Source organism: Aromatoleum evansii, from assembly GCF_045689615.1.
Taxonomy (GTDB): Bacteria; Pseudomonadota; Gammaproteobacteria; order Burkholderiales; family Rhodocyclaceae; genus Aromatoleum; species Aromatoleum evansii.
The window spans coordinates 5,148,559-5,173,004 of record NZ_CP141259.1; the positions used below are offsets into that span (position 1 = coordinate 5,148,559).

The following is a 24,446-nucleotide window of genomic DNA, read 5'->3' on the forward strand; positions in this document are numbered from 1 at the left end:
ATCCCCGAACCCGACCGACGCCGGACATCGTGCCCCCTCGCCTAACACCTCACCTGCCAGCGTTCCTGCCCCTGCTGCTCGCCCTCGCCTGCGGCGGCGCCCTTGCCGCCGACGCCGCCCCTGAGGCCAACCCCGAGCTGGAGCGCGCCGCCAAGCTGCGCGACGAGGCCAAGGCGCTGCGCCGGCAGGCCGACGACGCGCTCGCCGCGGAACTGCCGCAGTGCTACGAGCGTTTCCTCGTCAATCGCTGCATCGCCAACGCGAAGGACGCGCACCTGGAGACCGTCGGCAAGGCGCGCGCGCTGGAGGCTGAGGCGAGCCGCACCGAACTCGCGCTAAAGCGGCGCGCCGCCGCGGAAAGCGGGCGCACGCAGACCGACGCGCCGACAGAACCGGCCGCGCCCGCCGCGGAAGGCGTGTTCGAGATCCAGCCCGACCCGATGGCGGACAGCACGCGCCGCCAGCGCGAGGCCGATGCGGTCCGCGCGAAGGAAGCGCAGCAGGCCGAACGCAAGCAGAAGGACGCGGAAAAGGCCAAGGCGCGCGCGCAGGCCGAAGCCGAAGCGGCCGGCCGTGCCGAAGCGGCGGCGCGCGACCGCGCACGCTACGAGGAACGCATCCGCCAGCGCGAGGCGGAAAAGGCGAAGGACGCGGCCAAGCCGGCCAATTGAGGCACCGGAGGGCCCACGCAGGCCTCAGGGCGGAAAAACGAACCCTGCGGCGCCGGCGCGGCGGGATTCGCTGCGCTGCTCCCGCCCTACGACGGGCGCCGCGCCCACGCGAGTGCGTCTTCCAGCCGGTCGTTGCCCCAGAACAGCTCCTCGCCGACGCGGAAGCTCGGCGCGCCGAACATCCCCAGTTCGGCCGCACGCTCGGTCTGGCGGCGCAGCGCGCGCTTGTTGTCCTCCGTGACCGCGGCGGCGAGCAGTTCGTCGACCGGCAGACCGAGCTCCGCAAGGATCGCCCCGATCACCTCCGGCTCGCCGATCTCGCGGTCCTCGGCGAAGTTCGCGAGCATGACCTTGCGCGAGAACTCCGCGACCCAGCCCTGCTCCACGCCCAGCAGCGCGAGCCGTGCCGCGAGCAGGCCGCTGCGCGGAAAGCGGCTGGGCATGCGGAAAGGCAGTCCGTACTTGTCCGCGAGCCGTGCGAGGTCGCGCCACATGTAGCGCCCCTTGGGCGGGTAGATGTTGAACGGCGAATCGTTCCAGCCCATCGCGAGGAACACCGGGCCGAGCAGGAAGGGTTTCCACTCCAGGGCGACGCCGGCGTCGCGCGCCAGGGCCTCGATGCGCATCACCGACAGGTAGGAATACGAGCTCGCGAACTCGTACCAGAACTCGATCTTCGGCTCCGACATGCGGCGGCCTCCCGTGGAAAGGCGGATGAACGATCACTGTAGCCGATCCGGCGGCACGATGCGCGCGCCGGCGCATCCGTGCACGAGTGCGCTCAGGCGTCCCGCGGCGGACGGTTGGCGATCCAGATGCCGACCCCGACGAGCGCCAGCGCGAGCCAGATCGCCGGCGTCATCGGCTCGCCGAGCACCACCACGCCCGCGAGCACGCCCATCACCGGGGTGAGGAAGGAGAACGAGGACAGGCGCGTCGCCGGGTACTGCGAGATCAGCCAGAACCATGCGAGGTAGCTCGCCGCGGCGACGATCACGGTCTGGAAGGCGAAGGCCGTCCACACGCGCGCATCGGCCGCGAACACGCCGGGCTCGCCGAAGGCGAGCGAGAGCAATGTCAGCGACAGGGCCGACACGCCGAGCTGGTACAGCAGCGTCTTTTCCGCCGAGGCGCGCGCGAGCGGACTCAGCTTGATGGTGAGCGTCGTCGCCGCCCAAGCCACGGCCGCGCCGAGCATCATCAGGTCGCCGATCCACGCCTTCCCCGAAGGCTCCAGCAGGCCCTCACCGAACAGCACCAGCACCCCGGCGAAGGCCAGCCCCATGCCGCCCCACTGCGCGCGACGCATGTGCTCGTGCGGCAGCAGCCACACCGCCCCGAGGGCGACCATGAAGGGGGCGGTGTACAGGAAGATCACGCCGCGCGAGGCGGTGGTGTACTGCAGCGCGGCGAAGATCAGCGCGAACTCGGCGGCGAACAGCAGGCCGGCGATCACGCCCGGCGCCAGCGTGCCGTCCGGCTCGCCGAGCTTCACCCCGCGCAGGCGCGCCCACAGCAGGATCAGCAGCGTCGCGCCGACCGAGCGCCAGCCCGCCTGCCACAGCGGCGAGATGCCGGCGTTGGTGATCTTGATCGCCGCCTGCTGCATTCCCCAGATGGTGCACAAGAGCATCATCATGGAGATCGCCAGGCGATCGAGGTGCGCGCGCAGCGGCGGCATCAGTCGACGACGGTGACAGGCGCGCTGCCGGACGGGAACTGCAGGCGCGCGCGCAGCTCGCGCGTGACCTCGATGTGCCCGTTGGCCGCCACGCGCAGCGCATGGTCGATGCCGTAGCGGCGCGTATATGGACGCCAGTTGTCGCCGGCGATGAAGGGCGGCTTGCTCGCGGCGTCCGAGAGCGTACCCGCCGCCTCGCGCGGGGTCACGAGCACGGTCAGGGACTGCGTGGCCTCCGCCGGCCCGCCGCTGCGCGGGTCGAGCAGATGCGAGTAGCGCTTGCCGTCGAGCTCGAAGTAGCGCTGGTAATCACCCGAGGTGCCGATCGCCTCGCCGTCGTAGAGCGGCAGGGTCGCGAGCGGCTGCGGTTCGCGCGGGTGCTGCAGGCCGATGCGCCACGGGCTGTCGCCCTTCTTGCCCAGCGCCAGGATGTTGCCGCCGATGTTGATCAATGCGTTCTCGATGCCCTTCGCGCGCAGGATCGCCGCCGCGCGGTCGAGCGCGTAGCCCTTGGCGTAGCCGCCGAGGTCGAGCTTCACGGCCGGATTGCGGCTTTCGACCTTGTTGCCGCTGATGACGAGGTCGGACATGCGCGGAGCGGCTTCCAGCACCGCCTGCAGCGCAGCAGCGTCTGGGCGGCGCGGCACGAATTCGTCGGCCTGGAAACCCCACATCTCGATCAGCGCACCCATTGCCGGGTTGAACAGGTTGTCGCCGAGGTCCGCCAGCCGGGCCGCGTCCGTGAGCATGGTCGCGAGCTCGGTGGACACGGTCGCGACCTCGCCGCGCGCGATCGCGTCATTCAGCGCGGTCAGCTCGGACGGCTGCCACGCGTGGTAGGCACGATGCAGGCGGTCGAACTCGCGCAATACCTCCGCCATCGCCGCCTCGGCCGTCTCGCGCGTCTCGCCATACACGGTGACATCGACGCGCGTGCCGAACACGTAGGCCTCCTGCTTGTGCAGCTCGGAGTTGGAGCACGCCGCGAGCAACGCCGCACACAGCAGGGGTAGCAGGAGCGCGGCAGCCCGCCGCAGCGCCTCGCGCAGGTTCATCGCGTGCAGGCCTTCTCGAGCTGGTCGACGAACAGCGCGGCCACATCGTAGCCGGTCTGCTCCGCGATCTCGACGAAGCAGGTGGGGCTCGTGACGTTGATCTCGGTCAGCCGCCCGCCGATCACGTCCAGACCCACGATCAGCAGGCCGCGCGCATGGAGGATGGGCGCGAGGAAGGCGGCGATCTCGTGCTCGCGCTCGGTCAGCGGCATCGCGACGCCGCGCCCGCCGACCGCGAGGTTGCCACGCGTCTCGCCCGCCTTGGGGATGCGCGCGAGCGAATACGGCACGACCTCGCCGCCGATGATCAGCACGCGCTTGTCGCCCTCGGCGATCTCGGGCAGGAAGCGCTGCGCCATCATCGTGCGCGTGCCTTCGTGCGTGAGCGTCTCGATGATCACGTTGCGGTTCGGGTCGTCCGCGCGCACGCGGAAGATCTGCGTACCGCCCATGCCGTCGAGCGGCTTCAGGATCACGTCGCCGAACTGATCGATGAAGGCGTTGACGTCGACCGCGTCGCGCGCGACCAGCGTCGTCGGGATCAGGTCCGGAAACTCGCAGATCGCGAGCTTCTCGGAATGATCGCGGATCGCGCGCGGGTCGTTGAAGATGCGCGCACCGGCGGCGACCGCGCGTTCGAGCATCCAGGTCGCGGTCACGTACTCGAAGTCGAAGGGCGGGTCCTGGCGCATCAGCACGGCGTCGAAGGCGGTCAGCGGCAGCAGGGCTTCGGTGCCCGGCCGGTACCAGTCGTGGTCGTCCGCCAGGGGCTCGAGCGCCAGCGCGCGCGCCGACACCACGCCCTCGCACCAGCTCAGCGCCGGGCGCTGGATCGCGAACACCTCATGCCCGCGCGCATGTGCCGCGCGCATCATCGCGATGCTGGAATCCTTGTAGGCCTTCAGCTTGTCGAGGGGATCGACGATGAAGGCGATCTTCAGGCTCTTTCCCATGACCGCCCTTTACGCCACGTCCGCTTCGGCCGGCTCGGTCTCTTCGATCTCGACCGAGGCTGCGAGCAGCGCGAGGCGCGCGACCACGCCGTAGGCGTAGAAGCGGTTCGGCGCGGCGTCCGGCGCCTGGCGGCAGTCGGGCAGCGAGCAGCAGGTCTGGAAGGCCAGCGGTTTGAAGTGCATGCCCGGCGCGTTGAGGTTCTCGTCGCGGCCGCGCTCGGTATGCACGCGGTAGAAGCCGCCGACGACGAAGCGGTCCATCATGTACACGACCGGCTCGGCGACCGCGTCATCGACCGTCTCGAAGGTATGCACGCCTTCCTGAATGATGACCTCCTGCACCTGCAGGCCTTCCTTCACGACGCTCATCTTGTTGCGCTGGCGCCGGTTGAGGCCGACGACCTCGGAGGCGTCGCGCACCGTCATCACGCCCATGCCGTAGGTGCCGGCGTCGGCCTTGACGACGACGAAGGGCGTCTCGTCGACGCCGTATTCCTTGTACTTGCCGCGGATGCGCGTGAGCAGGCTGTCGACCTCGGCGGCGAGGCATTCCTCGCCGGTGCGCTCCTGGAAGTTGATCTGGCCGCACACGCCGAACTCGGGGTTGATGCGCCACGGGTCGATGCCGATCACCTCGGCGAACTCGCGTGCGACGCGATCGTAGGCGGCGGCATGGACCGACTTGCGCCGCGCGTGCCAGCCCGCGTGCAGCGGCGGGATCAGCCACTGCTCGTCGAGCCCCTTGAGGATCGCCGGCACGCCGCCCGACAGGTCGTTGTTGAGCAGGATCGCGCAGGGGTTGAAGCCGGCGAGCCCGACGCGGTTGCCGGTGCGCAGCAGCGGCTCCAGCGTCAGCGTGCCGCCGTTGGCGAGGTCCAACGTCGTCGGCGCGGTGATCTCGGGCAGCAGCGAGCCCACACGCACCTCGAGGCCGGTGAGCTGCAGCACCGACACGAGCTTGGCGACGTTCTGCAGGTAGAACTGGTTGCGCGTGTGGTTCTCGGGGATCAGCAGCAGTTGGCGCGCGTCCGGGCAGATGCGCTCGATCGCGTCCTGCGCGGCCTGCACGCACAGCGGCATGAACACGTCGTTGATGTTGTTCCAGCCGCCGGGGAACAGGTTGAGGTCGACCGGCGCGAGCTTGAAGCCCGAATTGCGCAGGTCGGTCGAGGCGTAGAAGGGCGGCATATGGTCCTGCCACTGCACGCGCATCCAGCGCTCGATCTCCGTGGCATGGCCGAGGAAGTGCTTCTCCAGCTCCAGCAGCGGGCCGGTGAGGGCCGTCGTAAGGTGAGGAACCATGGAATTTTTCCCGTAATGGATGCCGCCGGCGAGGTGCGCCGGCGGCGATGGTTTTGCACGAATACTACAACACCCAGCCCTGCAGGGATTCAGACCGCGGCGAAGACGCGAAAGTGCTCGGGCAGCGGCGCGTTCTCGAGGCTGCGCTGGGTGAAGATGTAACGCCCGTCGCAGACGAAGCCGAGATCGCCCCAATCGACGGCATTCAAGGCGTCACGGAAGGCCGCGAGCTCGACGTCCTCGCGCCGCGGAAACACCGCCAGCACCGCGCCGTCGTAGTGCGGGCAGTCGTGCAGGAAGAAGGGCTGCGGCCGGCGCGTGCGTCCATTCACATACACGCGCGGGCGCGCCGACTGGAAATACCCGCGCCCCCAATGCCACCAGTTGCGCTCGTCAAAATTGTTCACGCGGCGCGCGATCAGGCGCGCCTTGTGCGGCAGCAGCGCCGCGGGCGGCGAATCTTCGGGATCCACCCACAGCATGCGCCGCGTGGCGCCGCTTTTCACCGTCGCCGAGCACACAAAGTCGCGGTTTCCCGCGGTCGCGTCCGCATAGATGTCGTCGGCGCCGGACACCGCTCCGACCTTGACGAAGGCGACGTCGGACAACCGCAATGGGTAGTCGCCGCGCGCGAACATCAGGTGGCCGGCGCACTCGACGAGGTGGCGCGTCTGCCACGCCGGCGCTGCGAGCGCATCCGCGAGGCGATCGGCGGCACCGATTTCGGCGTAGCGCACGCTGCGCTCGAAGTTGTCCTTCTCGAAGCGCCAGATCAGGCAGTTGGGCACCGCGTCGTCGAACACGCGCGCATCCCCGAGCTCGATCGCGTCGGTGATCGTGCCACCCGCCATCATGAGGCGGTTGAGCTTCACCGCCGAGGTCACCTTGAGGAAGTCGCGCGGCGTGATGAAGATCAGCTCGCCGCCCGGCGCGAGGTGGCGCAGGCACTTCTCGATGAAGAAGAGATACAGGTTGGAGCGCCCGTCGAAGTGCTCGTCGTGCAGCAGTTCCCGCGTCGCGGCCGGGATGTCCTGGAAGCGCACGTAGGGCGGATTGCCGATGATGGTGTCGAAGCGCTCGCTTTCCGGGTAGGCGAAGAAGTCCATCCGCGTCGCGCCGGGCGGGCAGTGCACGGCGTCGTACTCGATCCCGACCGCGCCCGGCAGATGGCGCAGGAAAGCGCCGTCGCCGCAAGACGGCTCCAGCACGCGGCCGCGATTGCGGCGCAGGGCAAGCATCGCGCGCACGACCGCCTCCGGCGTGAACACCTGGCCGAGCACGGCGACGTCGCGGGCGCGCACCGGCGCATTCATGCCAGTCGCCACGCGAAACGGAGCGGACGGGCGAACCTGGAGCCGGCGAGGTTAAAGCGAGTCGTCATGGAGGAGCGGAATCGATTGAGGAGCGGCCTGCGGAAGATAAACCGGGGACGCCCGGCGCGCAAATCGGCAATCCCGACGCGATCCCTCGCCCGCAAAATGTCGGCCACTGTCGGCACATTTTACACTGCGGTCGTAATGCCTACGTCATTGCATAAAATACCTGATTAAATTCCGTAACTTGCGAAGTTTGGCGCAGTTCTTGCACCATATTGGTGCAACTCCATTGTCGACGCGGAAGGAGGTCATGCCGACATGCCGTCGCGCACCTTGATCACGCGCTGCGCACTTGCTGCTGTGCTTGGCACGACAGTGTCGTCCCCGGCGTGGACAGCGCTCGGCATCGATGCGCAGAGTCTCGCGAGCTATGGCGGCATCGCGACGGTCACGATCACGCGCGCCGGGCCCACCGCGCCCTCGACCGGATCGGGAACGGTCGCCGGCATCAGCGGCACGACGAGCTTTTCGATTGCCTGGCTTCCGGGCAGCGGAAACCTCGGATATTCGCTCGCCGAACTGGGCGGTCTGCCGCTCTATGCGGTCGATCTGGGCGCGGTACTGCCCGGCAGCGCACCGACCAGCCTGGGCCGATATGTGTTCGACCTGTCGCAGCCCACCGCCGCGTTCGATCTGGACGAACTCGATCTCGACGGCCCCGCGACCGGCGAGTTCGATGAACTCCTCGCGCTGATCGACGCAGACAGCGAACGCTCCGCGTGGACGGGTAGCGCAACCCAGGGGATCTTCGCCGCCCATTACCGCCTGATGCTGTTCGAAGTCCCGACCGGCCTCCTGGCCGCGGATCTCCCGGGCAGCGCGGACGCTGTCGCCGCCGCGGTACCGGAGCCGGGCGTACTCGCCCTCGTCGGCATCGGCCTGCTCGGCATCGGGATCAGCCTGCGCCGCCGCTGACCGCACCTGCACTGCCGGATCGCCGGCAAGTGTTCCGGCACGTACCGCTGCCGAACGAACCTTCCCGTGCGGCAAGGCGTCGAATGGCGGATCATGGGGCCACAACGCTCGCAGCCCCAACGCCCCTTCGTCCGGATCGCCACGATGCCTCTTTCCCCCGCCGAGGTCGCAGAACTCCAGCAGGCGCGCGCCCTCCTTGAGAACCCCGGCCTCGCCGCACGCATCAGCGAGGCTCTCGGCTCGCCGATCGAGCGCGGCTTCGAAATGCTGCCGAAGCGCTGGAACGCCGCCGTGATGGGGGCGACGCGCAAGGCGATCGAAACCGCGCTCGACGTCGCGCTGCGCACGCTGGACCACGAGCGCGCAGAGACGCCCGCGAACCGCTGGCACAAGCTCGCGGTGGGCACCACCGGGGCGGCCGGCGGCGCCTTCGGGCTGGCGGCGCTGGCGATCGAGTTGCCCGTGTCGACGACGATCATGCTGCGCTCGATCGCCGACATCGCGCGCAGCGAAGGCGAGGACCTGCGCAGCCTCGACGCGCGCCTGCAATGCCTGCAGGTGCTCGCGCTGGGCGGCCGCGCCGCAGGCGACGATGCGGCCGAAACCGCCTACTTCGCCGCCCGCGCCGCAATGGCAAAGGCCGTGTCGGAGGCCGCGCGCTTCCTCGCACAGCAGGGCGCAGTCCAGCACGGCGCCCCCGTCGTCGTCCGGCTCATCGCGCAGCTCGCCTCGCGCTTCTCGATCAACGTGTCGCAGAAGGTCGCCGCACAGGCGGTGCCGGTGCTGGGCGCCGTCGGCGGCGCGGTGATCAACACCGTCTTCATCGGCCACTTCCAGGACATGGCGCGCGGGCACTTCATCGTGCGCCGGCTGGAACGGCGCCATGGTGCGGAAGAGGTATGGCGGGTGTATAAGGAGATTCCCGGCCACCGCTAAGGTCCGCGCGGGCGGCGACACCCCCTGCGGGGAATGAAGAAAGGAGGGATGGTCATGGTCCTGCGCATCGTCCGCCTGGGCACGCCGCGAGCGGCCGACGAAGGCCTGCGCATCGGCACGGTACGCCGTCCGCCACGCGGTGTGCCGAAGACCGAGTTCGCCACGCAGGACTGGTACGACGTGTGGTATCCCAACCTCGCCCCGAGCGTCGAGACGATGAAGCTCGCGCAACAGGCGCAGCAGCGGCAGGACCCGGGCGAGTGGCAGGCCTTCGTGAAGCGCTACCGCGCCGAGATGAACTCACCCGACAACAGCCGCTCGCTCGACGTGCTGGCCGCGCTGTCGCACCAGACGAACTTCTCGGTGGGCTGCTACTGCGCCGACGAGGCGCACTGCCACCGTTCGGTGCTGCGCGCGCTGCTCGCGGAACGCGGCGCGGAGATCGCACCGGCCGCAGCTGAAAGGTGCGACGCGCCCTGAACGACGTGACAATGCCCCGCCGCGCACGCTGCGGCGGGGCTCAGGCCGCAATCAGCGGTGGCAGATCGGGTCCGGATTGCTGTCGCGATCGCCTTTGACGGTGCCGCTGGTGGTCGGCGTGCCCAGCAGCAGGATGCCGGCGACGTGGGGCGCGGCCATCGAGGTGCCGGAATAGCTCGTGACGCCGCCGCCGTTCTTTGTCGACACGACGTTTACGCCCGGCGCGGCGCAGTCGACCGGCGGATTGCCGTAGTTGGAGAATGACGCGAAGTTGTCGGCTCCATCGATCGCCGACACCGTGTAGATGTTCGCGCCGCTGGCGCTGGCCGGCGAGTACCGGGCGGCGTCGTCACTCTCGTTGCCGGCCGCGAGGGAGAAGAAGATGCCCTTGCCCGCTGCGTTTTCGACCGCCGCATTGAGCGACGCGCTGTATCCGCCGCCCAGGCTCATGTTGGCGACATCGCCCGCCTTCGCGACTTGCGCGACATAGTCGACCCCCTTGATCACGCCGGAGTAGCTGCCGGAGCCGCTGTTGTCGAGCACGCGCACGGCGACGACGGTCGCCCCGGCTGCGACGCCGACGACGTCGCAGGTGTCGTTCTTCGCCGCGATCGTCCCGGCGACGTGCGTGCCGTGGCCGTTGCCGTCGTCGGCCGTCGTCTTGCCGCGCACGAGGAAGCTCTTGCTGCGTGCGATATCGACGTTCAGGTCGGGGTGCTCGAAATCGATGCCGGTATCGATCACCCACGCGGTGCGGCCCGTGCCGTCACCGGCTCCGCCGACGCGCGTGACGCCCCACGGCGTCTGCGGGTCCGTGCACGGATACGTCACAGCCGTGCCCGGCTTGGCGAAGGCGTAGGCGATGGCATCGGGCTCGTAGGACGCGATCAGCGGGTTGGCCGCGAGCACGCGCGCCGCCGCCTCGTCGGGCAGCTTCGCCGCGAAACCCTTGAGCGCCGTCGTGTAGGTGTGGGTGACCCGCCCACCGGCCCCGGCTGCGAGCGCATTGGCGTGGCGCGCCACCTCGTTCGCGGGGATGTCGTCGCGCAGCACGAAGATGAAGCTGTTGCGCACCTCCTCGCGCACCTCCACCGACACGCCGAGATTCTCCGGCTGCATCTGCGCCGCGACGCCGGCAGGCAAGCCGGCGAGGCTGCAGACCATGGTCGCTGCAAGTATTCCGTTCCTCATTTTCTGCTCCGTTCGAAAGCTGGGCGGGGCCGCCGCTCCGCAAGGCACGTCCGCAGACGTCCATAGTGTTTCAATCATGCTCGCAAACACCCCCTTGCGCGAGCAAAACGCCGGAAATCATGCGGCGTTCGGCACGGTCGCGCAAACATTTTAATGTCATAATTTGTATGCATGACGCGGCATCCCGACCGCGCTCACGGGAGCATATATGGAGCGACCTATCGACTCGGCACAGAGCAAGGCGGAAGCGGCTTTCGACGGCGGGCTGTATTGTGCCGAAAGCGTGGTGCGGGCCCTCGTCGGCACGGCCGAGGAGGCGGACCTGTTGACGCGCGCCGCCACCGGATTCTGCAGCGGCGTGGCGCGCACCTGCGGGCCCTGCGGCGCACTGAGCGGCGGCATCATCGGCATCGGCCACGTGCTGGGACGCGCACACGCCGACCGCCCGGTCGCCGCCGCCTACGGCGCAGTGCAGGACCTGGTCGAGGAATTCGAGCGCATCTTCGGCGCGCGCGACTGCGACCGGCTGCTCGGCTGCAACCTGGGGAGCGCCGAGGGTCAGGCGATGTTCCGCGAGCGGCAGCTGCACCGGCGCTGCCGCGAATTCACCGCGCGCGCAGCCGAGCTGGCGAGCGCCGCGATCGCCCGCCACCTGCAGCCAGCGGAAGCGTCCGGACGCTGACGGCGGCCAGGCGGCGGACGGCCCGCTACGCGGGCCGCAGTACGTTCACTCGATGTTCTGGACTTGTTCGCGCATCTGCTCGATCAGCACCTTCATCTCCATCGCGATGCCGGTGACTTCGGTCGCGGCGGACTTCGACGCGAGCGTGTTGGCCTCGCGGTTGAGTTCCTGCATCAGGAAGTCGAGGCGCTTGCCGGCGGCGCCGCCGGCCTTGAGGATGCGCTGCACCTCGTCGATGTGGGCGGTCAGGCGCGACAGCTCCTCGGCGACATCGATGCGCTGGGCGAAGAGGGCGACTTCCTGGCGGATGCGGTCCTCGTCGAGCGAGGCGACCGCCTCGCGCAGGCGCGTCGTGAGCTTCTCCTGGTACTCCGCGACCAGCGCGGGCACGCGCGGCTGGGCCTGGGCGACGAGCTCGCGCATGCGGTCGAGGCGCTCGCGGATCATCGCCGCGAGCTTGTCGCCTTCACGGCGGCGCGTCGCGACGAGTTCGTCGAGCGCGGCCTTCGCGAGTTCGAGCACGGCCGGCTGCACTTCGTCGAACCCGACGCTGTCGTCGGCGAGCATGCCGGGCCAGCGCAGGACCTCGGCCACCGACAGGTGGGCGGCAGACGGCAGGCGGTCGCGCACGCGCGCTTCGGCGTCGCCCAGCTGCTCGAGCAGCGCGGCGTTGAGGGCGAGGCTGCGCGGCGCGGCGCCGTTGGTCTGCAGGTTGAGCCGGCATTCGACCTTGCCGCGGGTCAGGCGCGCGGAGATCAGCTCGCGGATGGCCGGTTCGGCCTGGCGCAGCTCGTCACCGATGCGGAAAAACAGGTCGAGGTAGCGCGAATTCACGCTGCGCAGCTCGAGGTGGATGCTGACGCGACCCAGGTCGCGGGTCTGCACGGCGAAGCCGGTCATGCTGTGGATCATCGGTAGTGTCTCCGGGAACCCGCCGCGATCCTGTACACTGCGGGTTCCAAACAAGAATATGCCGCGGAAAGCCGGGTCCCAGCCTTCCTCCAAATGCCTGCGCAAACGAACTGCCCACTTCCCGCCGGCTTCCAGCTGGACCAGTACCGGATCGAGCGGCAGCTTTCGCTGGGCGGCTTCTCCATCGTCTATCTCGCCAACGACGCCGAAGGCACACCGGTCGCGATCAAGGAGTACCTGCCCAACTCGCTCGCCCTGCGCAAGGACGGCGAATTCGAGCCGCAGGTCTCCGAGGAGCACATGCCCGCATTCCGCTACGGGATGAAATGCTTCTTCGAAGAGGGCCGCTCGCTCGCGAAGCTGATGCACCCCAACGTCGTGCAGGTGCTGAATTTCTTTCGCGCCAACGGCACAGTTTACATGGTGATGAAGTTCGAGCGCGGACGCACCTTGCACGACTATATCCAGAAACACCGCGGCGAGGTGAGCGAGCGCTTCATCCGCGTGGTGTTCACGCGCATGCTCAACGGCCTGCGCGAGGTGCATGCGCACAAGCTGCTGCACCTGGACATCAAGCCGTCGAACATCTACCTGCGCAACGACGGCACGCCGGTGCTGCTGGACTTCGGCGCGGCGCGGCAGACGCTGCTGAGCGACCAGCCCATACTGAAGCCGATGTACACGCCCGGCTTCGCGTCGCCCGAACAATTCGAGCACCGCGACGCGCTGGGGCCGTGGAGCGACATCTACAGCGTAGGGGCGAGCCTGTACGCGTGCGTCACCGGCAATCCCCCGCAGCGATCGGACGAGCGCCTCAAGGACGACACGCTCGTGCCGCTGCGCAAGACGTACGGCGCGCGGTATTCCGTGCACCTGCTCGACACCGTCGACTGGTGCCTGAAGCTCGACCCGCTGGCGCGCCCGCAAAGCGTGTATTCGCTGCAGAAGGCGCTGATCCGGCGCGACGAGGACGGCGACGCCGTGCATGCGAGCCTGTTCGGTGACCTCGGTGCACGACTGAAGTCGTTCATCGGACGAACCTAAAGACACAAGGAAGCGAGCGTGAAGTTCACGATCTACCAGGAAAGCCGCATCGGCCGGCGCAAGAACAACCAGGACCGGCTCGCCTACAGCTATTCGCGCGATGCGCTGCTGATGGTGGTGGCCGACGGCATGGGCGGGCACCTGCACGGCGAGGTCGCCTCGCACATCTGCGTGCAGTTCATCACCGAGGCTTTCCAGCGCGACGCGCGCCCGGTGCTGCGCGACCCCTCCATGTTCCTGTCGCGCGCACTGACCAATGCGCACAACGCGATCCTCGACTACGCTTTCGACAAGAACCTCGAGGAGGCGCCGCGCACGACCGTGGTCGCGTGCATCGTCCAGGACGGCTTCGCCTACTGGGCGCACGCGGGCGATTCGCGCCTGTACGTGCTGCGCCAGGGCAGGATCGCGATGCACACGCGCGACCATTCGCGCGTGCAACTGATGATGGACCAGGGCCTGCTCAACGCCGAGGAGGCCGCCCACCATCCGGGGCGCAACCGCGTGTACAGCTGCCTCGGCGGCAACCACGCGCCGCAGGTCGAATTCTCCAAGCGCCTGCCGCTGCGCGACGGCGACGTCCTGGCACTATGCACCGACGGCGTGTGGGGGCCGCTCGGCGACACCGCACTGACCGCCGGACTGTCGGCACCCGACATCATGCAGGCGGTGCCTGCGCTGATGAACCGCGCCGAGGAGCTCGCGGGGCCGAGCTGCGACAACCTGTCGATGATCGCGATGCGCTGGCACGACGACACCACCGAGCCGCACGGCGACGCGGTATCGACGCAGACCATGGCGCTGGACAATTTCACGACGCAGCTCGAAAGCTTCGACACCTCGCGCGCACCCGCCTCGCGCTTCGACATCAGCGACGACGACATCGAAAAGGCGATTGCCGAAATCAACGCCGCCATCCAGAAATTCAGCAAATAGGAACCGCACATGCGCCCGAGCCACCGCCACCCCGACGAACTGCGTATCGTCCGCATCACCCGCAACTTCACCTGCCACGCCGAGGGATCGGTGCTGGTCGAGTTCGGCGCGACGCGCGTGCTGTGCACGGCGAGCGTCGAGGAGAACGTACCGCCCTTCCTGCGCGGCAAGGGCCAGGGCTGGGTGACCGCCGAGTACGGCATGCTGCCGCGCTCGACCCACACGCGCAGCGCGCGCGAAGCCGCCAAGGGCAAGCAGAGCGGACGCACGCAGGAGATCCAGCGCCTGATCGGGCGCAGCCTGCGCGCGGTGACCGATCTCGCCGCGCTGGGCGAGCGCCAGATCATCGTCGACTGCGACGTGCTGCAGGCCGACGGCGGCACGCGCACCGCGGCGATCACCGGCGCCTGCGTCGCCGTGCATGACGCGATCGCGAAGCTGGTCGCGACCGGCAGGCTCAAGGCGAGCCCGCTGCGCGACTTCGTCGCCGCGGTGTCGGTGGGCATCCACCAGGGCGTGCCGGTGCTGGACCTCGACTACGCGGAGGATTCGGACTGCGACACCGACATGAACGTCGTGATGACCGGCGCCGGCGGCTTCGTCGAGGTGCAGGGCACGGCCGAGGGCACGCCCTTCACGCGCGAGGAACTCGACGCGCTGCTGGCACTCGCAGAAGGAGGCATTCGCCAGCTGTTCGCCGCACAGCGCGCGGCCATTGCGGAGCAGTGACACGATGAGCAAACGACTCGTACTCGCCAGCAACAACGCCAAGAAGGCCGCCGAGATGGCGACCCTCCTCGCCCCCCTCGGCATCGAGGTGGTGCCGCAGTCGGCCTTCGACATCCCCGAAGCGGATGAGCCGCACAACACCTTCGTCGAAAACGCGCTCGCGAAGGCGCGCCATGCGGCGAAGCTGAGCGGGCTCCCGGCCATCGCCGACGACTCCGGCCTGTGCGTGATGGCGCTGAATGGCGCCCCGGGCGTGCAGTCCGCACGCTATGCCGGCGAACCCAAGTCCGACGCGCGCAACAACGCGCTGCTGATCGAGCGCCTCGCTGGCGTCACCGACCGGCGCGCCTTCTTCTACTCGGTGGTCGTGCTGGTGCGCCACGCCGACGACCCGCGCCCGCAGATCGCCGACGGCGAGTGGCACGGCGCGATCCTCGACGCGCCGCGCGGCGAGGCCGGCTTCGGCTACGATCCGCTGTTCTACGTGCCGCAACTGGGCCAGACCGCCGCCGAACTCGACGCGAAGCTGAAGAACACGCTGAGCCACCGCGGTGCGGCGATGCGCCACCTGCTGTCGAGGCTGGAAACCGACCCGCTGTGACCGAACGCCGCATCATCCCGCTCGCGGTCGCGCCGGCCGCGGGCCAGGCGCCCGGCGAACTGCCGGAGCGCGCGCAACTGACCTCCCCGCCACCACTCGCGCTGTACGTGCATTACCCGTGGTGCGTGAAGAAGTGCCCGTACTGCGACTTCAACTCGCACGCCCAGCGCGGCGGCGAGATTCCCGAGGCGGCCTACATCGACGCCCTGCTCGCCGACCTGGAATCCGCCCTGCCCCAGGTGTGGGGGCGGCGCGTGCATTCGATCTTCTTCGGCGGCGGCACCCCGAGCCTGATGTCCGCGCAGGGGCTGGACCGGCTGCTGACCGGCATCCGCACGCTGCTGCCGCTCGACCCGCTGGCCGAGGTCACGCTGGAGGCCAACCCCGGCACCGTCGAGGCAGGCCGCTTCCGCGACTATCGCGCGGCGGGCGTGAACCGCCTGTCGCTGGGCATCCAGAGCTTCGACGACCGCCAGCTCGCGCAGCTGGGTCGCATCCACGGCGGCGACGAGGCACGCCGCGCGATCGACACGGCGCTCGCGCACTTCGAGCGCGTGAATCTCGACCTGATGTACGCGCTGCCCCGGCAGACGCTCGCCGAGGCGCTCGCCGACCTCGACACCGCGCTCGGCTTCGGCGTCACGCATCTGTCGTGCTACCACCTGACGCTGGAGCCCAACACGCCCTTCGCGCACAACCCGCCGCCGCTGCCCGACGACGATCTCTCGGCGGACATGCAGGAGGCGATCGAGGCGCGGCTCGCCGGCGCGGGTTTCCGCCACTATGAGACCTCCGCCTTCGCGAAGCCCGGCCAGGAGTGCCGGCACAATCTCAACTACTGGACCTTCGGCGACTACCTCGGCATCGGCGCCGGCGCGCACGGCAAGCTCTCGAGCCACGAGGGCATCGTGCGCGAGATGCGCCACAAGCACCCCACGCGCTACCTCGACGGGGCGCAGCGGCGCGAGTTCGTGCAGGAGCGCCGCGAGGTCGGCGTCGCGGAGCTGCCCTTCGAGTTCATGATGAACGCGCTGCGGCTCACCGGCGGCTTCCCGCGCCGGCTGTTCGCCGAGCGCACGGGCCTGCCCTTCGCGGCGATCGAGGCGGAGCTGATCGAGGCGCGGCGGCGCGGACTGGTGGAAACCGACGGCGAGGAGATCCGCCCCACCGAACAGGGGCGGCGCTTCCTCAACGATCTGCTGACGCTGTTCCTGCGCGACTGACCTCCGGCGACGGAGGACGTCTGCCGAAGGGGAGTGGGGCGGGGTGGAATCGCGCCGTCCTTGCCGGGGGGCGCCCCGCGTCGCCTGCTTCAACGCTGCGCGGCGGGATGCGCTGCGCTCCTCCCGCCCTACGGAAACCGACATCCGGCGGATGACGCCTGCAGCTGATCATCCTGTGCCCACCGAGATCAAGCCCGCGATGCCCGACTTCGCGGTGGGAGCGGCTTCAGCCGCGAATCGGCGCCCATTCGCGGCTGAAGCCGCTCCCACGTGCCGAGGCCCGCGACGCGCGCGCACCCGCGTCAGGGCGCGTCGCACAGGCAGTGGCCGTACAGGTGCTGCGGGTCGTTCCAGCGCAGCAGGTCGGCGGCCTGGGCCTGCAGGCTGCCGAGGAGGCGCGCGAGCGGCGATTCGGTGGTGATCCCCACGGGGCCGACCACCGACATCAGGCGGCGCAGCAGCAGGTTGCGGATGTTGATCTCGCCGGTCGGCCATACCGTCTCGTAACGTTCGAGCTGCGCGCGCTTCGCCGCGGCCGCGACCGCATCCTCGATGCCGCCGAGCTTGTCGACGAGCCCCAGGCGCAAGGCGGCCTCGCCGGTCCATACGCGGCCGCGGGCCACGGCATCGATCTCGGCGATGTCCTTCCGGCGTGCCGTGGCGACGATCTCGAGGAAGCGCCGGTAGCTGTGCTCGACGCCCAGCTGCATCGCCTGCGCCAGCGCAGGCTCCAGCGGGCGGCGCGGGTCGAGCGTACCGGCCAGCGGCCCCGTGGCAACACGATCGGTGGTGACGCCCAGCCGGGCCAGCGGTTCGGTGAATTCGGGGAACATCGCGAACACGCCGATCGAACCGGTAAGCGTCTCCCGCCGCGCCCAGATCTCGTCGGCGCCGGCGGCGACCCAGTAGCCGCCCGAGGCGGCGACCGAGCTCATCGACGCGACGACCGGCTTGCCCTCACGGCGCGTGAGCTCCAGCTCGCGGCGGATCACCTCCGACGCCCAGGCGCTGCCGCCGGGACTGTCGATGCGCAGCACCACCGCCTTCACGCGCTCGTCCTCGCGTGCCGCGCGGATCTGTGCCGCCAGGCTGTCTCCGCCGACGGAATCCTCGTCCGCGGCACCGTCGACGATGGATCCCTGGGCGACCAGCACCGCAACGCGGGCGTCCTCGTGCGAGCGGGCGGCGCGCACCGCGGCGAGGTAGTCGTCGGCGTCGATGCGCCGATAGTCCTTGCCGTCGGCGCTCTCGCCCACGCGCGCCTTCAGCAGCTGGTGCCATTCGTCGCGCTGGCTCAGCGCATCGACCAGGCCGGCCTCGCGCGCGGCACGGGCCGCGTCGCCGCCGGTGGCCTGCAGCAGCCCGGCGTAGTCCTCGACGTAGCGGTCGAGCGCTTCCGGAGAGAGCTTGCGGCTGCCGGCAACGCGCTCGCGCATGCCCGCCCACAGCGCGTCGAGCAGCTCGCGCGAGGATTGGCGGTCCTCGTCGGACATGTCGGTGCGCGTGAAGGGTTCGCTGAAGGACTTGTACTCGCCGACGCGGAACACATGCACCTTCACGCCCAGCGCGTCGAGCGCGCCCTTGAAATAGCTGACGTTGCGGGCGAGCCCGGGCAGCAGCAGGAAGCCGTCGGGCGCGAGATGGACCTCGTCGGCAATGCTGGCGAGGAAGTACTGCCCCTGCGTGAAGCGCTCGCCGCGCGCATAGACCGGCTTGCCGCCGCTCTTGAAGGCGAGCACTGCCTCGCGCAGTTCGGCGAGCTTGGACAGTCCGCCCTGGCCGAGCTGATCGGTCTCGATGACCAGCGCCTTGATCCGATCGTCCTCGCGCGCGGCGCGCACCGCCTCGAGCAGGTCGGGCAGCGAGGTCTGCGCGACCGGCGCGCCGCCTGAGCGGATGATGCCCAGCGGATCATCGACGCGCACGCGCTCGACCAGGGTTCCCGCGGGCCGCAGCAGCAGCGCCGCGCCGTCGGGCACGGACGGCCCCGGATGCAGCGCGAACGCGATGACCAGGGCAGCCGCCAGCAGGAACGCGAGCGTGACGACGACGCGCCGCAGCAGGTCGAGCGCACGCCAGATCCATGCGAACATCCTGCCCAGAAACCCAAACATGTGCCTTACCTCGGTTCATCCGGTGGGAGCGGCTTCAGCCGCGAACGAGCGGTATGCGGAATGCTAACCGATTCGCGGCTGAAGCCGCTCCCACTTCCGTCCTCAAGCGAATTCCGGGCGTTCAGCCGCGCTTGCGGAACACCAGGTCCCACACGCCGTGGCCGAGTTTCAGGCCGCGGTTCTCGAACTTGGTCAGCGGCCGGTAGTCCGGGCGCGGCGCGAAGCCGTCGGCGGTGTTTTCCAGCGCGGGCTCGGCGGAGAGGATCTCCATCATCCACTGCGCGTATTCCTCCCAGTCCGTCGCGCAGTGCAGGTAGCCGCCCGGGGCGAGGCGCGAGGCGATCAGCGCGACGAAGTCGGGCTGGATGATGCGCCGCTTGTGGTGGCGCTTCTTGTGCCAGGGATCGGGGAAGAACACATGCACGCCGGCGAGCGCGCCTTCCGGGATCATGTCGCGCAGCACCTCGACCGCGTCGTGCTGCATGATGCGCAGGTTGGCGAGGCCGTTGTCGGCGATCAGCTTGCACAGGCTGCCGACGCCGGGGCCGTGCACCTCGATGCCGAGGAAGTCCTTGTCGGGCAGCGCCGCGGCGATCTTCGCGGTGGTCTCGCCCATGCCGAAGCCGATCTCGACGATTTTCGGCGCAGCGCGGCCGAAGGCGGCGTCGAGGTCGAGCGGCGTGATGCGGTAAGGAATGGAGACCTTGGGGAAGGTCTCTTCCATGTGGCGCTGCTGCGCGACCGACATGCGCCCCTGACGCAGCACGAAGCTGCGGATCGAGCGGCTGGAGAAGCGCGCCTCGGGGTCGCCGGACGCGACCTGGGGAGGTTCGGCCGGGTTGGCGGCGGCGGACGGATCGAAGTCCGGCTGGTCGGGAATCGTTGCGGTCATCGTATTGGGCGGGAGGCGACGGGCACGGAGGCCGTCGCGCTCCGCAGGCGGAACTGAAAGGATGGGATGCGGCGGCGGCAGCGGCTCGCGCCGCTGCGATGCCGCTTACGAACCGATGAGTCCGGAGGTCGGCGAGCTCGGATCGGCGGAGTAGAACTTGCGCGGCATGCGCCCGGCGAGGAAGGCTTCGCGGCCGGCCTCGACCGCCTTCTTCATCGCGCTGGCCATCAGCACGGGCTTGTTCGCATGCGCGATGGCGGTGTTCATGAGCACGCCGTCGCAGCCCAGCTCCATCGCGATGGCGGCGTCCGACGCGGTGCCGACGCCGGCATCGACGAGCACCGGCACCCTGGCCTGGTCGATGATGAGGCGCAGGTTCCACGGATTCAGGATGCCCATGCCGGAGCCGATCAGCGAGGCGAGCGGCATCACGGCGGCGCAGCCCATGTCCTCCAGCATCTTCGCCTGGATCGGGTCGTCGGCGCAGTACACCATCACGTCGAAGCCGTCCTTCACGAGGATCTCGGCGGCCTTGAGCGTTTCCGGCATGTTCGGGAACAGCGTCTTCGGGTCGCCCAGCACCTCGAGCTTGCACAGGGGATGGCCGTCCAGGAGCTCGCGCGCGAGGCGCAGCGTGCGCACCGCATCATCGGCGGTATAGCAGCCGGCGGTGTTGGGCAGGATCGTGAATTTTTCCGGCGGCAGCACGTCGAGCAGGTTGGGCTCGCCCGCGTTCTGGCCGATGTTGGTGCGGCGGATCGCGACGGTGACGATCTCGGCGCCGCTCGCGTCGATCGCTGCGCGCGTCTCGGCGAAGTCCTTGTATTTGCCGGTGCCGACGAGGAGGCGGGAGCCATAGGACTTGCCGGCGATGACCAGGGAATCGTTCATGTTCGACCTGCAGGAATTCGGGTTGTATAGGTTTGGACGGATACGCCGGGAGATGCGAGCACTAAGAGATCGTGAAGAAGGCGTAGCGAGCGGCCCGAGTTCGGCTCGAGAAGCACAGCCGTACAAGTGGTACGGCGAGCATCGCAGGGGCGAAATCGGGCCGCGCAGTAGCCTTGTTCATGATCTCTTCAGCCGCCGCCGACGGCGACGACGATTTCCAGACGGTCGCCGTCCGCGAGCAGGGTCTCGGCGTGCCGCCCCTTGGGGACGATCTCGCCGTTACGCTCGACCGCGAGACGCTTGCCGGCGAGCTCGCGCGCCTCGAGCAGGCCCAGCACGGTGGTCGGCTGCTCCAGGCGCTCGGTCTGGCCGTTGATGATGAGCTGGATCATGGTGAAACGGTCTGATGCATCAAACAAAAATCTTACCACGCGCCGCGCCGCCGTCCCGACGCATTGCGCGGCGCCATTCCGGCCATTAGAATGGCGCCTCGGTTCGCCACGCGGGCCGGATTTGCGGGTGTCGTATAATGGCTATTACCTCAGCTTCCCAAGCTGATGACGAGGGTTCGATTCCCTTCACCCGCTCCAGATTTCCCCGGAAGGGCCCGGCAGACGCCGGGCCCTTCTTCGTTTCGGCTCCCGCTTCGCCTACTTCGGGCGCGCGATCACGCCGCACGCGACACGTGCGCCCGAATTACCCGTCGGCTGCGTCGTGAAGTCGTCGGGGGCGGCGTGCACGATCACGCCGAGGCCGACGATGTTGCCCTTGCCCTTGCCGCTGATCGTGAGTCCTTCGAGGATCGTGCCCAGCTTTGCGTTGCCGTTCGCATCGGCGACCAGCATCGGCATGTCGCCGAGGTGGCGGTCGCCTTTCGCCGGGTCACCGTGCGGCTTGCCGGTCGGGTTGAAGTGGCCGCCGGCGCTGGTGGCGTCGGGCGCGGAGCAATCGCCCTTCTCGTGGATGTGGAAGCCATGCTTGCCGGGCGAGAGGCCGGTCACGCTGGCGTCGATGAGCACCCCGCCGTCGACCTCGGTGAACTTGACCGTACCGGTGGCCGCATTGCCCTTGGTCGGGGCCAGGAGCGCTTCGGCGGTGATCGGTCCGCCGAGGCCGAGGTTGCTGCAGGCGGCGATGAGGAGGGTTGCGGGCAGTGTGGGGATGAGGGAGCGGAAATTCATGTTCTACTATCCTTTCTCGAATGGAGGATGTCGTGCGGCCGACTGCTCGGCCGGCCGCGGTTCATCATGGACCATTGATACGCAGAAAGGAATAGGCGCCCCCCTCAGCGCGCGAGCGCCCCGGTCTTGAGCGGCTGCGGCGGCTGCGGGACGAACACGAAGTGCGGCGTCGCGATCGGCTGCCCCGGTGCGACCGCCTGCGGCGCGGGCTCGCCGGCCGCGCCGAGGTGACGCAGGTAGCGGTAGATCGCGACCAGGTCGGCCTCGCTCATCGCGCGCAGCGACGGCCACGGCATCGGCGGCAGACCACCCTGGCGCACGCGCGCGAGCCAGCCGGGCTCGTCGAGCTTCGCGGCGACAAGCCGCAGGTTGGCGGGATAGCTCACGCCCCACGGGCCGCTGAAGCCGACGGCGGAGCCGGTGAGCCAGCGCGGCTCGGGCACCTTGCCGTCGGTCTCGATGTAGCCGTCGGTATGGCAGTCGTTGCAGCCGGCGATCGAGACGAGGTAGCGGCCGCGATCGACGGCGCGGTCGTCCCCGGCCGACGCCGGATGGGCCGCGAGGCCCGCGAGCAGGGACAGGACGAGACGGGCAAGCTGGATATTCATGACGATCCTCTCGTTGGGGCGGGAGCGCCTCGCGCGGCGCGCCCTTAGCATTGTTTTAGGAAGACTCCGGAGGGCGGTCGCGCCCTCAGGCGCAGACGCGCGCGCCGACCAGTTCGCGCGCCGCCGCGGCGATCGCGTCGGCCTGCGGCACGAAGGCCTGCTCGAGCGGCCACGACGAGGGCGCGGGGGTGTCCGGGCCGGTGAGGCGACGGATCGGCGCCTTCAGCGCGTCGAAGGCGTGTTCGGCGACCAGCGCGGCGACTTCGGCGCCGACGCCGCACAGGCGGCTCGCCTCATGCACGACGACGATGCGGCCGGTGCGGCGCACCGAGGCGAGGATCACGGCCTCGTCGAGGGGCTTGAGCGAGCGCAGGTCGATGACCTCGGCGGAGATGCCCTGCCCGGCCAGCATCTCGGCGGCGGCGACGCAGTGGTGCACGGTCTTCGCGTAGCTCACGAGCGTGACGTCACGCCCTTCGCGCAGCGTCGCGGCGCGGCCCAGCGGCACGACGTGCTCGCCTGCGGGCACCTCGCCGGCCTGGAAGCCGAGCGCGAGATCCATGAAAAACAAAACCGGGTTGTCGTCGCGGATCGCGGCCTTCAGGAGGCCCTTGAAATCGGCCGGCGAGGACGGCATCACGACCTTGAGCCCGGGGCTGTGCACGAACCAGGCCTCGAGGTTGTGGTTGTGCTGCGCACCGACCGTCCAGCCGGCGCCGCTCTGCGCCAGCACGACCATCGGGAACTTGAACTGGCCGCCCGACATGTAACGCAGCTTGCCGGCGCTGTTGACGATCTCGTCCATTGCGAAGCACAGGAAGGGCGCGAACAGCAGGTCGACGACGGGGCGCAGCCCGCTCGCCGCGGCACCCGCGGCGGTGCCGGCGATGATGCCTTCGGCGAGCGGGGTGTTGCGCACGCGTGCAGTGCCGAATTCGGCGACGAGCTCGCCGCGCTTGGTCGCGACGCCTTCGCCGAACATCAGCACGGCGGGGTCGCGGCGCATTTCCTCGGCGATCGCCTGGGCAATCGCTTCATTGACGGTGATCCGGGGCATGGCGGGTTCCTCAGGCGTAGACGTCGGTGAAGAGTTCGGCGGTTTCGGGCCAGGGCGAGGCGTTCGCGAAGGCGACGGCCTCGTCGATCACGGCGGCGACGCGCGCGCGGATCTGCGCGAGGCGCGCGTCGTCGAGGCGGCCGGCGGCGCGCAGGCGCTTGGCGAGCAGCTCGATCGGGTCGCGCGCCTGCCACGCCGCGAGTTCGGCGCGGTCGACGTAGAACTGGTCGTCCGGCTCGTAGTGGCCGCGCGTGCGGTAGGTGAGCGTCTCGAGGAAGGCCGGTTCGCCGGTTTCGCGGATGCGCGCGACCAGGCGTGCCGCCGCGGCGTGCACGGCTTCGGCATCGTTGCCGTCCACGGTTTCGGCGACGAGCCCGTGCGCGGCGGCCCAGTCGCGCACGTGCGCCATCGGCATGGTCTCGCGCCGATGCACGAAGGCCTGCCATTCGTTGTTCTCGCACACGTAGAGGATGGGCAGCTTCCACACCACGGCGAGGTTGATCGATTCGTGGAACACGCCTTCGCAGGCGGCGCCGTCGCCGAAGAAGGTCGCGACGATGCCGTCGTCGCCGGGCGTCATCGTGCGCGCGAGCGCCACGCCCGGCGCGAGCGAGAGTTCGCCGCCGACGATGGTGGAGGTGAGCACTACCCCCAGCTCGGCCGCGGAGATGTGCAGCGAGCCGCTCTTGCCCTTGCAGTAGCCGGTGCGCTTGCCGAGCACCTCGGCGATCATGCGCCCCGGGTCGGCGCCGCGCGCGAGGAGGTGGCCGGCGCTACGGTGGTTGGTGAGGATGCGGTCCTGCGGCGCGAGCGCGCGCACGACGCCCGCGGCGGCGGCCTCCTGGCCGACCGAGGTGCAGGTGCCGGGCGCGTTGCCGCCCGCGGCGATGCCGACGAGGGCTTCCTCGTAGGCCCGGATCAGCATCATCGTCTCCAGCAGCGCGAGCGGGGACGGGGCTTGTTCGCTGTGGTGCATGTGTCGTCTCCAGAATCGGGCGGTCCGGTGAACCGCGTGG

At 69.4% G+C, this 24,446-nt stretch carries 26 protein-coding genes and 1 tRNA gene; 11 read left to right on the forward strand and 16 right to left on the reverse strand.

Annotated features, from left to right (window positions below):
- Positions 1-29 precede the first annotated feature (29 nt).
- On the forward strand, positions 30-671 hold the full coding sequence (locus U5817_RS24105; protein WP_407279095.1) for a hypothetical protein: 642 nt from the start codon (positions 30-32) through the stop codon (positions 669-671).
- 86 nt (positions 672-757) lie between these two features.
- Here the strand turns inward: U5817_RS24105 and U5817_RS24110 are convergent, their stop codons facing one another.
- The 6 genes from U5817_RS24110 to U5817_RS24135 form a co-directional block, all read right to left on the reverse strand.
- The gene (locus tag U5817_RS24110; protein WP_407279096.1) at positions 758-1,360 is read right to left on the reverse strand and encodes a 2-hydroxychromene-2-carboxylate isomerase; all 603 of its coding nucleotides are present in this window, start codon (positions 1,358-1,360) and stop codon (positions 758-760) included.
- A gap of 92 nt (positions 1,361-1,452) precedes the next feature.
- Positions 1,453-2,352: a DMT family transporter gene (locus tag U5817_RS24115; RefSeq protein ID WP_169125227.1), complete on the reverse strand. Its 900-nt coding sequence runs from the start codon at positions 2,350-2,352 to the stop codon at positions 1,453-1,455.
- Entirely contained in the window at positions 2,352-3,407 is a 1,056-nt protein-coding gene (locus U5817_RS24120; protein WP_407279097.1) for an FAD:protein FMN transferase, read from the reverse strand. The genes U5817_RS24115 and U5817_RS24120 overlap by 1 nt, the downstream gene beginning before the upstream one ends.
- Positions 3,404-4,360 carry a glutathione synthase gene (gshB, locus tag U5817_RS24125; protein ID WP_169125228.1) on the reverse strand — a complete coding sequence of 319 codons (957 nt, stop codon included), beginning with the start codon at positions 4,358-4,360 and terminating at the stop codon, positions 3,404-3,406. The genes U5817_RS24120 and gshB overlap by 4 nt, the downstream gene beginning before the upstream one ends.
- Positions 4,361-4,369: 9 nt before the next feature.
- Positions 4,370-5,662: a glutamate--cysteine ligase gene (gene gshA / locus U5817_RS24130; RefSeq protein ID WP_407279098.1), complete on the reverse strand. Its 1,293-nt coding sequence runs from the start codon at positions 5,660-5,662 to the stop codon at positions 4,370-4,372.
- An 89-nt stretch (positions 5,663-5,751) separates the two neighbouring features.
- Positions 5,752-6,975 carry an Eco57I restriction-modification methylase domain-containing protein gene (locus U5817_RS24135; RefSeq protein ID WP_407279099.1) on the reverse strand — a complete coding sequence of 408 codons (1,224 nt, stop codon included), beginning with the start codon at positions 6,973-6,975 and terminating at the stop codon, positions 5,752-5,754.
- A gap of 321 nt (positions 6,976-7,296) precedes the next feature.
- Here U5817_RS24135 and U5817_RS24140 point away from each other — a divergent pair, with 321 nt between their 5' ends.
- The 3 genes from U5817_RS24140 (at position 7,297) to U5817_RS24150 (ending at position 9,369) form a co-directional block, all read left to right on the forward strand.
- On the forward strand, positions 7,297-7,953 hold the full coding sequence (locus tag U5817_RS24140) for a PEP-CTERM sorting domain-containing protein (RefSeq protein ID WP_407279100.1): 657 nt from the start codon (positions 7,297-7,299) through the stop codon (positions 7,951-7,953).
- A 144-nt stretch (positions 7,954-8,097) separates the two neighbouring features.
- Entirely contained in the window at positions 8,098-8,889 is a 792-nt protein-coding gene (locus U5817_RS24145) for an EcsC family protein (RefSeq protein ID WP_407279101.1), read from the forward strand.
- Positions 8,890-8,943: 54 nt separating this feature from the next.
- Entirely contained in the window at positions 8,944-9,369 is a 426-nt protein-coding gene (locus U5817_RS24150; RefSeq protein ID WP_407279102.1) for a DUF488 domain-containing protein, read from the forward strand.
- Between the two features lie 51 nt (positions 9,370-9,420).
- Here U5817_RS24150 and U5817_RS24155 read toward each other — a convergent pair whose 3' ends face one another.
- Positions 9,421-10,560, reverse strand: coding sequence for a S8 family serine peptidase (locus tag U5817_RS24155; RefSeq protein WP_407279103.1), 1,140 nt, complete (start codon positions 10,558-10,560; stop codon positions 9,421-9,423).
- Positions 10,561-10,768: 208 nt separating this feature from the next.
- On the opposite strand from U5817_RS24155, the gene U5817_RS24160 reads away from it, so the two are divergent.
- Positions 10,769-11,242: a C-GCAxxG-C-C family protein gene (locus tag U5817_RS24160; protein ID WP_407279104.1), complete on the forward strand. Its 474-nt coding sequence runs from the start codon at positions 10,769-10,771 to the stop codon at positions 11,240-11,242.
- A gap of 45 nt (positions 11,243-11,287) precedes the next feature.
- Here U5817_RS24160 and U5817_RS24165 read toward each other — a convergent pair whose 3' ends face one another.
- The gene (locus U5817_RS24165; RefSeq protein ID WP_407279105.1) at positions 11,288-12,154 is read right to left on the reverse strand and encodes a YicC/YloC family endoribonuclease; all 867 of its coding nucleotides are present in this window, start codon (positions 12,152-12,154) and stop codon (positions 11,288-11,290) included.
- Positions 12,155-12,247: 93 nt separating this feature from the next.
- On the opposite strand from U5817_RS24165, the gene U5817_RS24170 reads away from it, so the two are divergent.
- The 5 genes from U5817_RS24170 to hemW are packed head-to-tail and all read left to right on the forward strand — an operon-like array spanning position 12,248 to position 16,687.
- Positions 12,248-13,198, forward strand: coding sequence for a serine/threonine protein kinase (locus U5817_RS24170; RefSeq protein WP_407279106.1), 951 nt, complete (start codon positions 12,248-12,250; stop codon positions 13,196-13,198).
- An 18-nt stretch (positions 13,199-13,216) separates the two neighbouring features.
- Positions 13,217-14,134 (forward strand): protein phosphatase 2C domain-containing protein, encoded by a 918-nt coding sequence (locus tag U5817_RS24175; protein ID WP_169125238.1) that lies wholly within the window; start codon positions 13,217-13,219, stop codon positions 14,132-14,134.
- 9 nt (positions 14,135-14,143) lie between these two features.
- Positions 14,144-14,863: a ribonuclease PH gene (gene rph, locus U5817_RS24180; RefSeq protein WP_407279107.1), complete on the forward strand. Its 720-nt coding sequence runs from the start codon at positions 14,144-14,146 to the stop codon at positions 14,861-14,863.
- Between the two features lie 4 nt (positions 14,864-14,867).
- The gene (gene rdgB / locus U5817_RS24185) at positions 14,868-15,464 is read left to right on the forward strand and encodes an RdgB/HAM1 family non-canonical purine NTP pyrophosphatase (RefSeq protein ID WP_407279108.1); all 597 of its coding nucleotides are present in this window, start codon (positions 14,868-14,870) and stop codon (positions 15,462-15,464) included.
- The gene (gene hemW / locus U5817_RS24190) at positions 15,461-16,687 is read left to right on the forward strand and encodes a radical SAM family heme chaperone HemW (RefSeq protein ID WP_407279109.1); all 1,227 of its coding nucleotides are present in this window, start codon (positions 15,461-15,463) and stop codon (positions 16,685-16,687) included. Before rdgB ends, hemW begins: the two co-directional genes overlap by 4 nt.
- A 302-nt stretch (positions 16,688-16,989) precedes the next feature.
- On the opposite strand, the gene sppA is transcribed toward hemW, so the two are convergent.
- From sppA to thiS, 4 genes are all read right to left on the reverse strand, one after another.
- Complete coding sequence (sppA, locus tag U5817_RS24195) at positions 16,990-18,801, reverse strand: signal peptide peptidase SppA (protein ID WP_407279110.1); 1,812 nt, start codon at positions 18,799-18,801, stop codon at positions 16,990-16,992.
- 121 nt (positions 18,802-18,922) lie between these two features.
- A complete protein-coding gene (gene trmB, locus U5817_RS24200; RefSeq protein WP_407279111.1) occupies positions 18,923-19,693 on the reverse strand; it encodes a tRNA (guanosine(46)-N7)-methyltransferase TrmB in 771 nt (256 codons plus the stop codon).
- A 105-nt stretch (positions 19,694-19,798) separates the two neighbouring features.
- On the reverse strand, positions 19,799-20,584 hold the full coding sequence (locus U5817_RS24205; RefSeq protein ID WP_407279112.1) for a thiazole synthase: 786 nt from the start codon (positions 20,582-20,584) through the stop codon (positions 19,799-19,801).
- 188 nt (positions 20,585-20,772) lie between these two features.
- Positions 20,773-20,976, reverse strand: coding sequence for a sulfur carrier protein ThiS (gene thiS, locus U5817_RS24210; RefSeq protein ID WP_407279113.1), 204 nt, complete (start codon positions 20,974-20,976; stop codon positions 20,773-20,775).
- Positions 20,977-21,099: 123 nt separating this feature from the next.
- On the opposite strand from thiS, the gene U5817_RS24215 reads away from it, so the two are divergent.
- A tRNA-Gly gene (locus U5817_RS24215) sits at positions 21,100-21,174 on the forward strand.
- 60 nt (positions 21,175-21,234) lie between these two features.
- Here the strand turns inward: U5817_RS24215 and U5817_RS24220 are convergent.
- The 4 genes from U5817_RS24220 to U5817_RS24235 all read right to left on the reverse strand — a co-directional run bounded on the left by U5817_RS24220 (position 21,235) and on the right by U5817_RS24235 (position 24,406).
- Positions 21,235-21,765, reverse strand: coding sequence for a superoxide dismutase family protein (locus U5817_RS24220; RefSeq protein ID WP_407279114.1), 531 nt, complete (start codon positions 21,763-21,765; stop codon positions 21,235-21,237).
- A gap of 104 nt (positions 21,766-21,869) precedes the next feature.
- Positions 21,870-22,373: a cytochrome C gene (locus U5817_RS24225; RefSeq protein ID WP_407279115.1), complete on the reverse strand. Its 504-nt coding sequence runs from the start codon at positions 22,371-22,373 to the stop codon at positions 21,870-21,872.
- An 85-nt stretch (positions 22,374-22,458) separates the two neighbouring features.
- Complete coding sequence (locus U5817_RS24230) at positions 22,459-23,430, reverse strand: alpha-ketoacid dehydrogenase subunit beta (RefSeq protein WP_407279116.1); 972 nt, start codon at positions 23,428-23,430, stop codon at positions 22,459-22,461.
- Positions 23,431-23,440: 10 nt separating this feature from the next.
- Entirely contained in the window at positions 23,441-24,406 is a 966-nt protein-coding gene (locus U5817_RS24235; protein ID WP_407279117.1) for a thiamine pyrophosphate-dependent dehydrogenase E1 component subunit alpha, read from the reverse strand.
- Positions 24,407-24,446: the final 40 nt, after the last annotated feature.

Coding starts and splice junctions, on each gene's coding strand:
- U5817_RS24110 (WP_407279096.1), bottom strand. CDS start 1,360: ATGTCGGAGCCGAAGATCGAGTTCTGGTACGAGTTCGCGAGCTCGTAT.
- U5817_RS24115 (WP_169125227.1), bottom strand. CDS start 2,352: ATGCCGCCGCTGCGCGCGCACCTCGATCGCCTGGCGATCTCCATGATG.
- U5817_RS24120 (WP_407279097.1), bottom strand. CDS start 3,407: ATGAACCTGCGCGAGGCGCTGCGGCGGGCTGCCGCGCTCCTGCTACCC.
- gshB (WP_169125228.1), bottom strand. CDS start 4,360: ATGGGAAAGAGCCTGAAGATCGCCTTCATCGTCGATCCCCTCGACAAG.
- gshA (WP_407279098.1), bottom strand. CDS start 5,662: ATGGTTCCTCACCTTACGACGGCCCTCACCGGCCCGCTGCTGGAGCTG.
- U5817_RS24135 (WP_407279099.1), bottom strand. CDS start 6,975: ATGAATGCGCCGGTGCGCGCCCGCGACGTCGCCGTGCTCGGCCAGGTG.
- U5817_RS24140 (WP_407279100.1), top strand. CDS start 7,297: ATGCCGTCGCGCACCTTGATCACGCGCTGCGCACTTGCTGCTGTGCTT.
- U5817_RS24145 (WP_407279101.1), top strand. CDS start 8,098: ATGCCTCTTTCCCCCGCCGAGGTCGCAGAACTCCAGCAGGCGCGCGCC.
- U5817_RS24150 (WP_407279102.1), top strand. CDS start 8,944: ATGGTCCTGCGCATCGTCCGCCTGGGCACGCCGCGAGCGGCCGACGAA.
- U5817_RS24155 (WP_407279103.1), bottom strand. CDS start 10,560: ATGAGGAACGGAATACTTGCAGCGACCATGGTCTGCAGCCTCGCCGGC.
- U5817_RS24160 (WP_407279104.1), top strand. CDS start 10,769: ATGGAGCGACCTATCGACTCGGCACAGAGCAAGGCGGAAGCGGCTTTC.
- U5817_RS24165 (WP_407279105.1), bottom strand. CDS start 12,154: ATGATCCACAGCATGACCGGCTTCGCCGTGCAGACCCGCGACCTGGGT.
- U5817_RS24170 (WP_407279106.1), top strand. CDS start 12,248: ATGCCTGCGCAAACGAACTGCCCACTTCCCGCCGGCTTCCAGCTGGAC.
- rph (WP_407279107.1), top strand. CDS start 14,144: ATGCGCCCGAGCCACCGCCACCCCGACGAACTGCGTATCGTCCGCATC.
- rdgB (WP_407279108.1), top strand. CDS start 14,868: ATGAGCAAACGACTCGTACTCGCCAGCAACAACGCCAAGAAGGCCGCC.
- sppA (WP_407279110.1), bottom strand. CDS start 18,801: ATGTTTGGGTTTCTGGGCAGGATGTTCGCATGGATCTGGCGTGCGCTC.
- trmB (WP_407279111.1), bottom strand. CDS start 19,693: ATGACCGCAACGATTCCCGACCAGCCGGACTTCGATCCGTCCGCCGCC.
- U5817_RS24205 (WP_407279112.1), bottom strand. CDS start 20,584: ATGAACGATTCCCTGGTCATCGCCGGCAAGTCCTATGGCTCCCGCCTC.
- thiS (WP_407279113.1), bottom strand. CDS start 20,976: ATGATCCAGCTCATCATCAACGGCCAGACCGAGCGCCTGGAGCAGCCG.
- U5817_RS24220 (WP_407279114.1), bottom strand. CDS start 21,765: ATGAATTTCCGCTCCCTCATCCCCACACTGCCCGCAACCCTCCTCATC.
- U5817_RS24225 (WP_407279115.1), bottom strand. CDS start 22,373: ATGAATATCCAGCTTGCCCGTCTCGTCCTGTCCCTGCTCGCGGGCCTC.
- U5817_RS24230 (WP_407279116.1), bottom strand. CDS start 23,430: ATGCCCCGGATCACCGTCAATGAAGCGATTGCCCAGGCGATCGCCGAG.
- U5817_RS24235 (WP_407279117.1), bottom strand. CDS start 24,406: ATGCACCACAGCGAACAAGCCCCGTCCCCGCTCGCGCTGCTGGAGACG.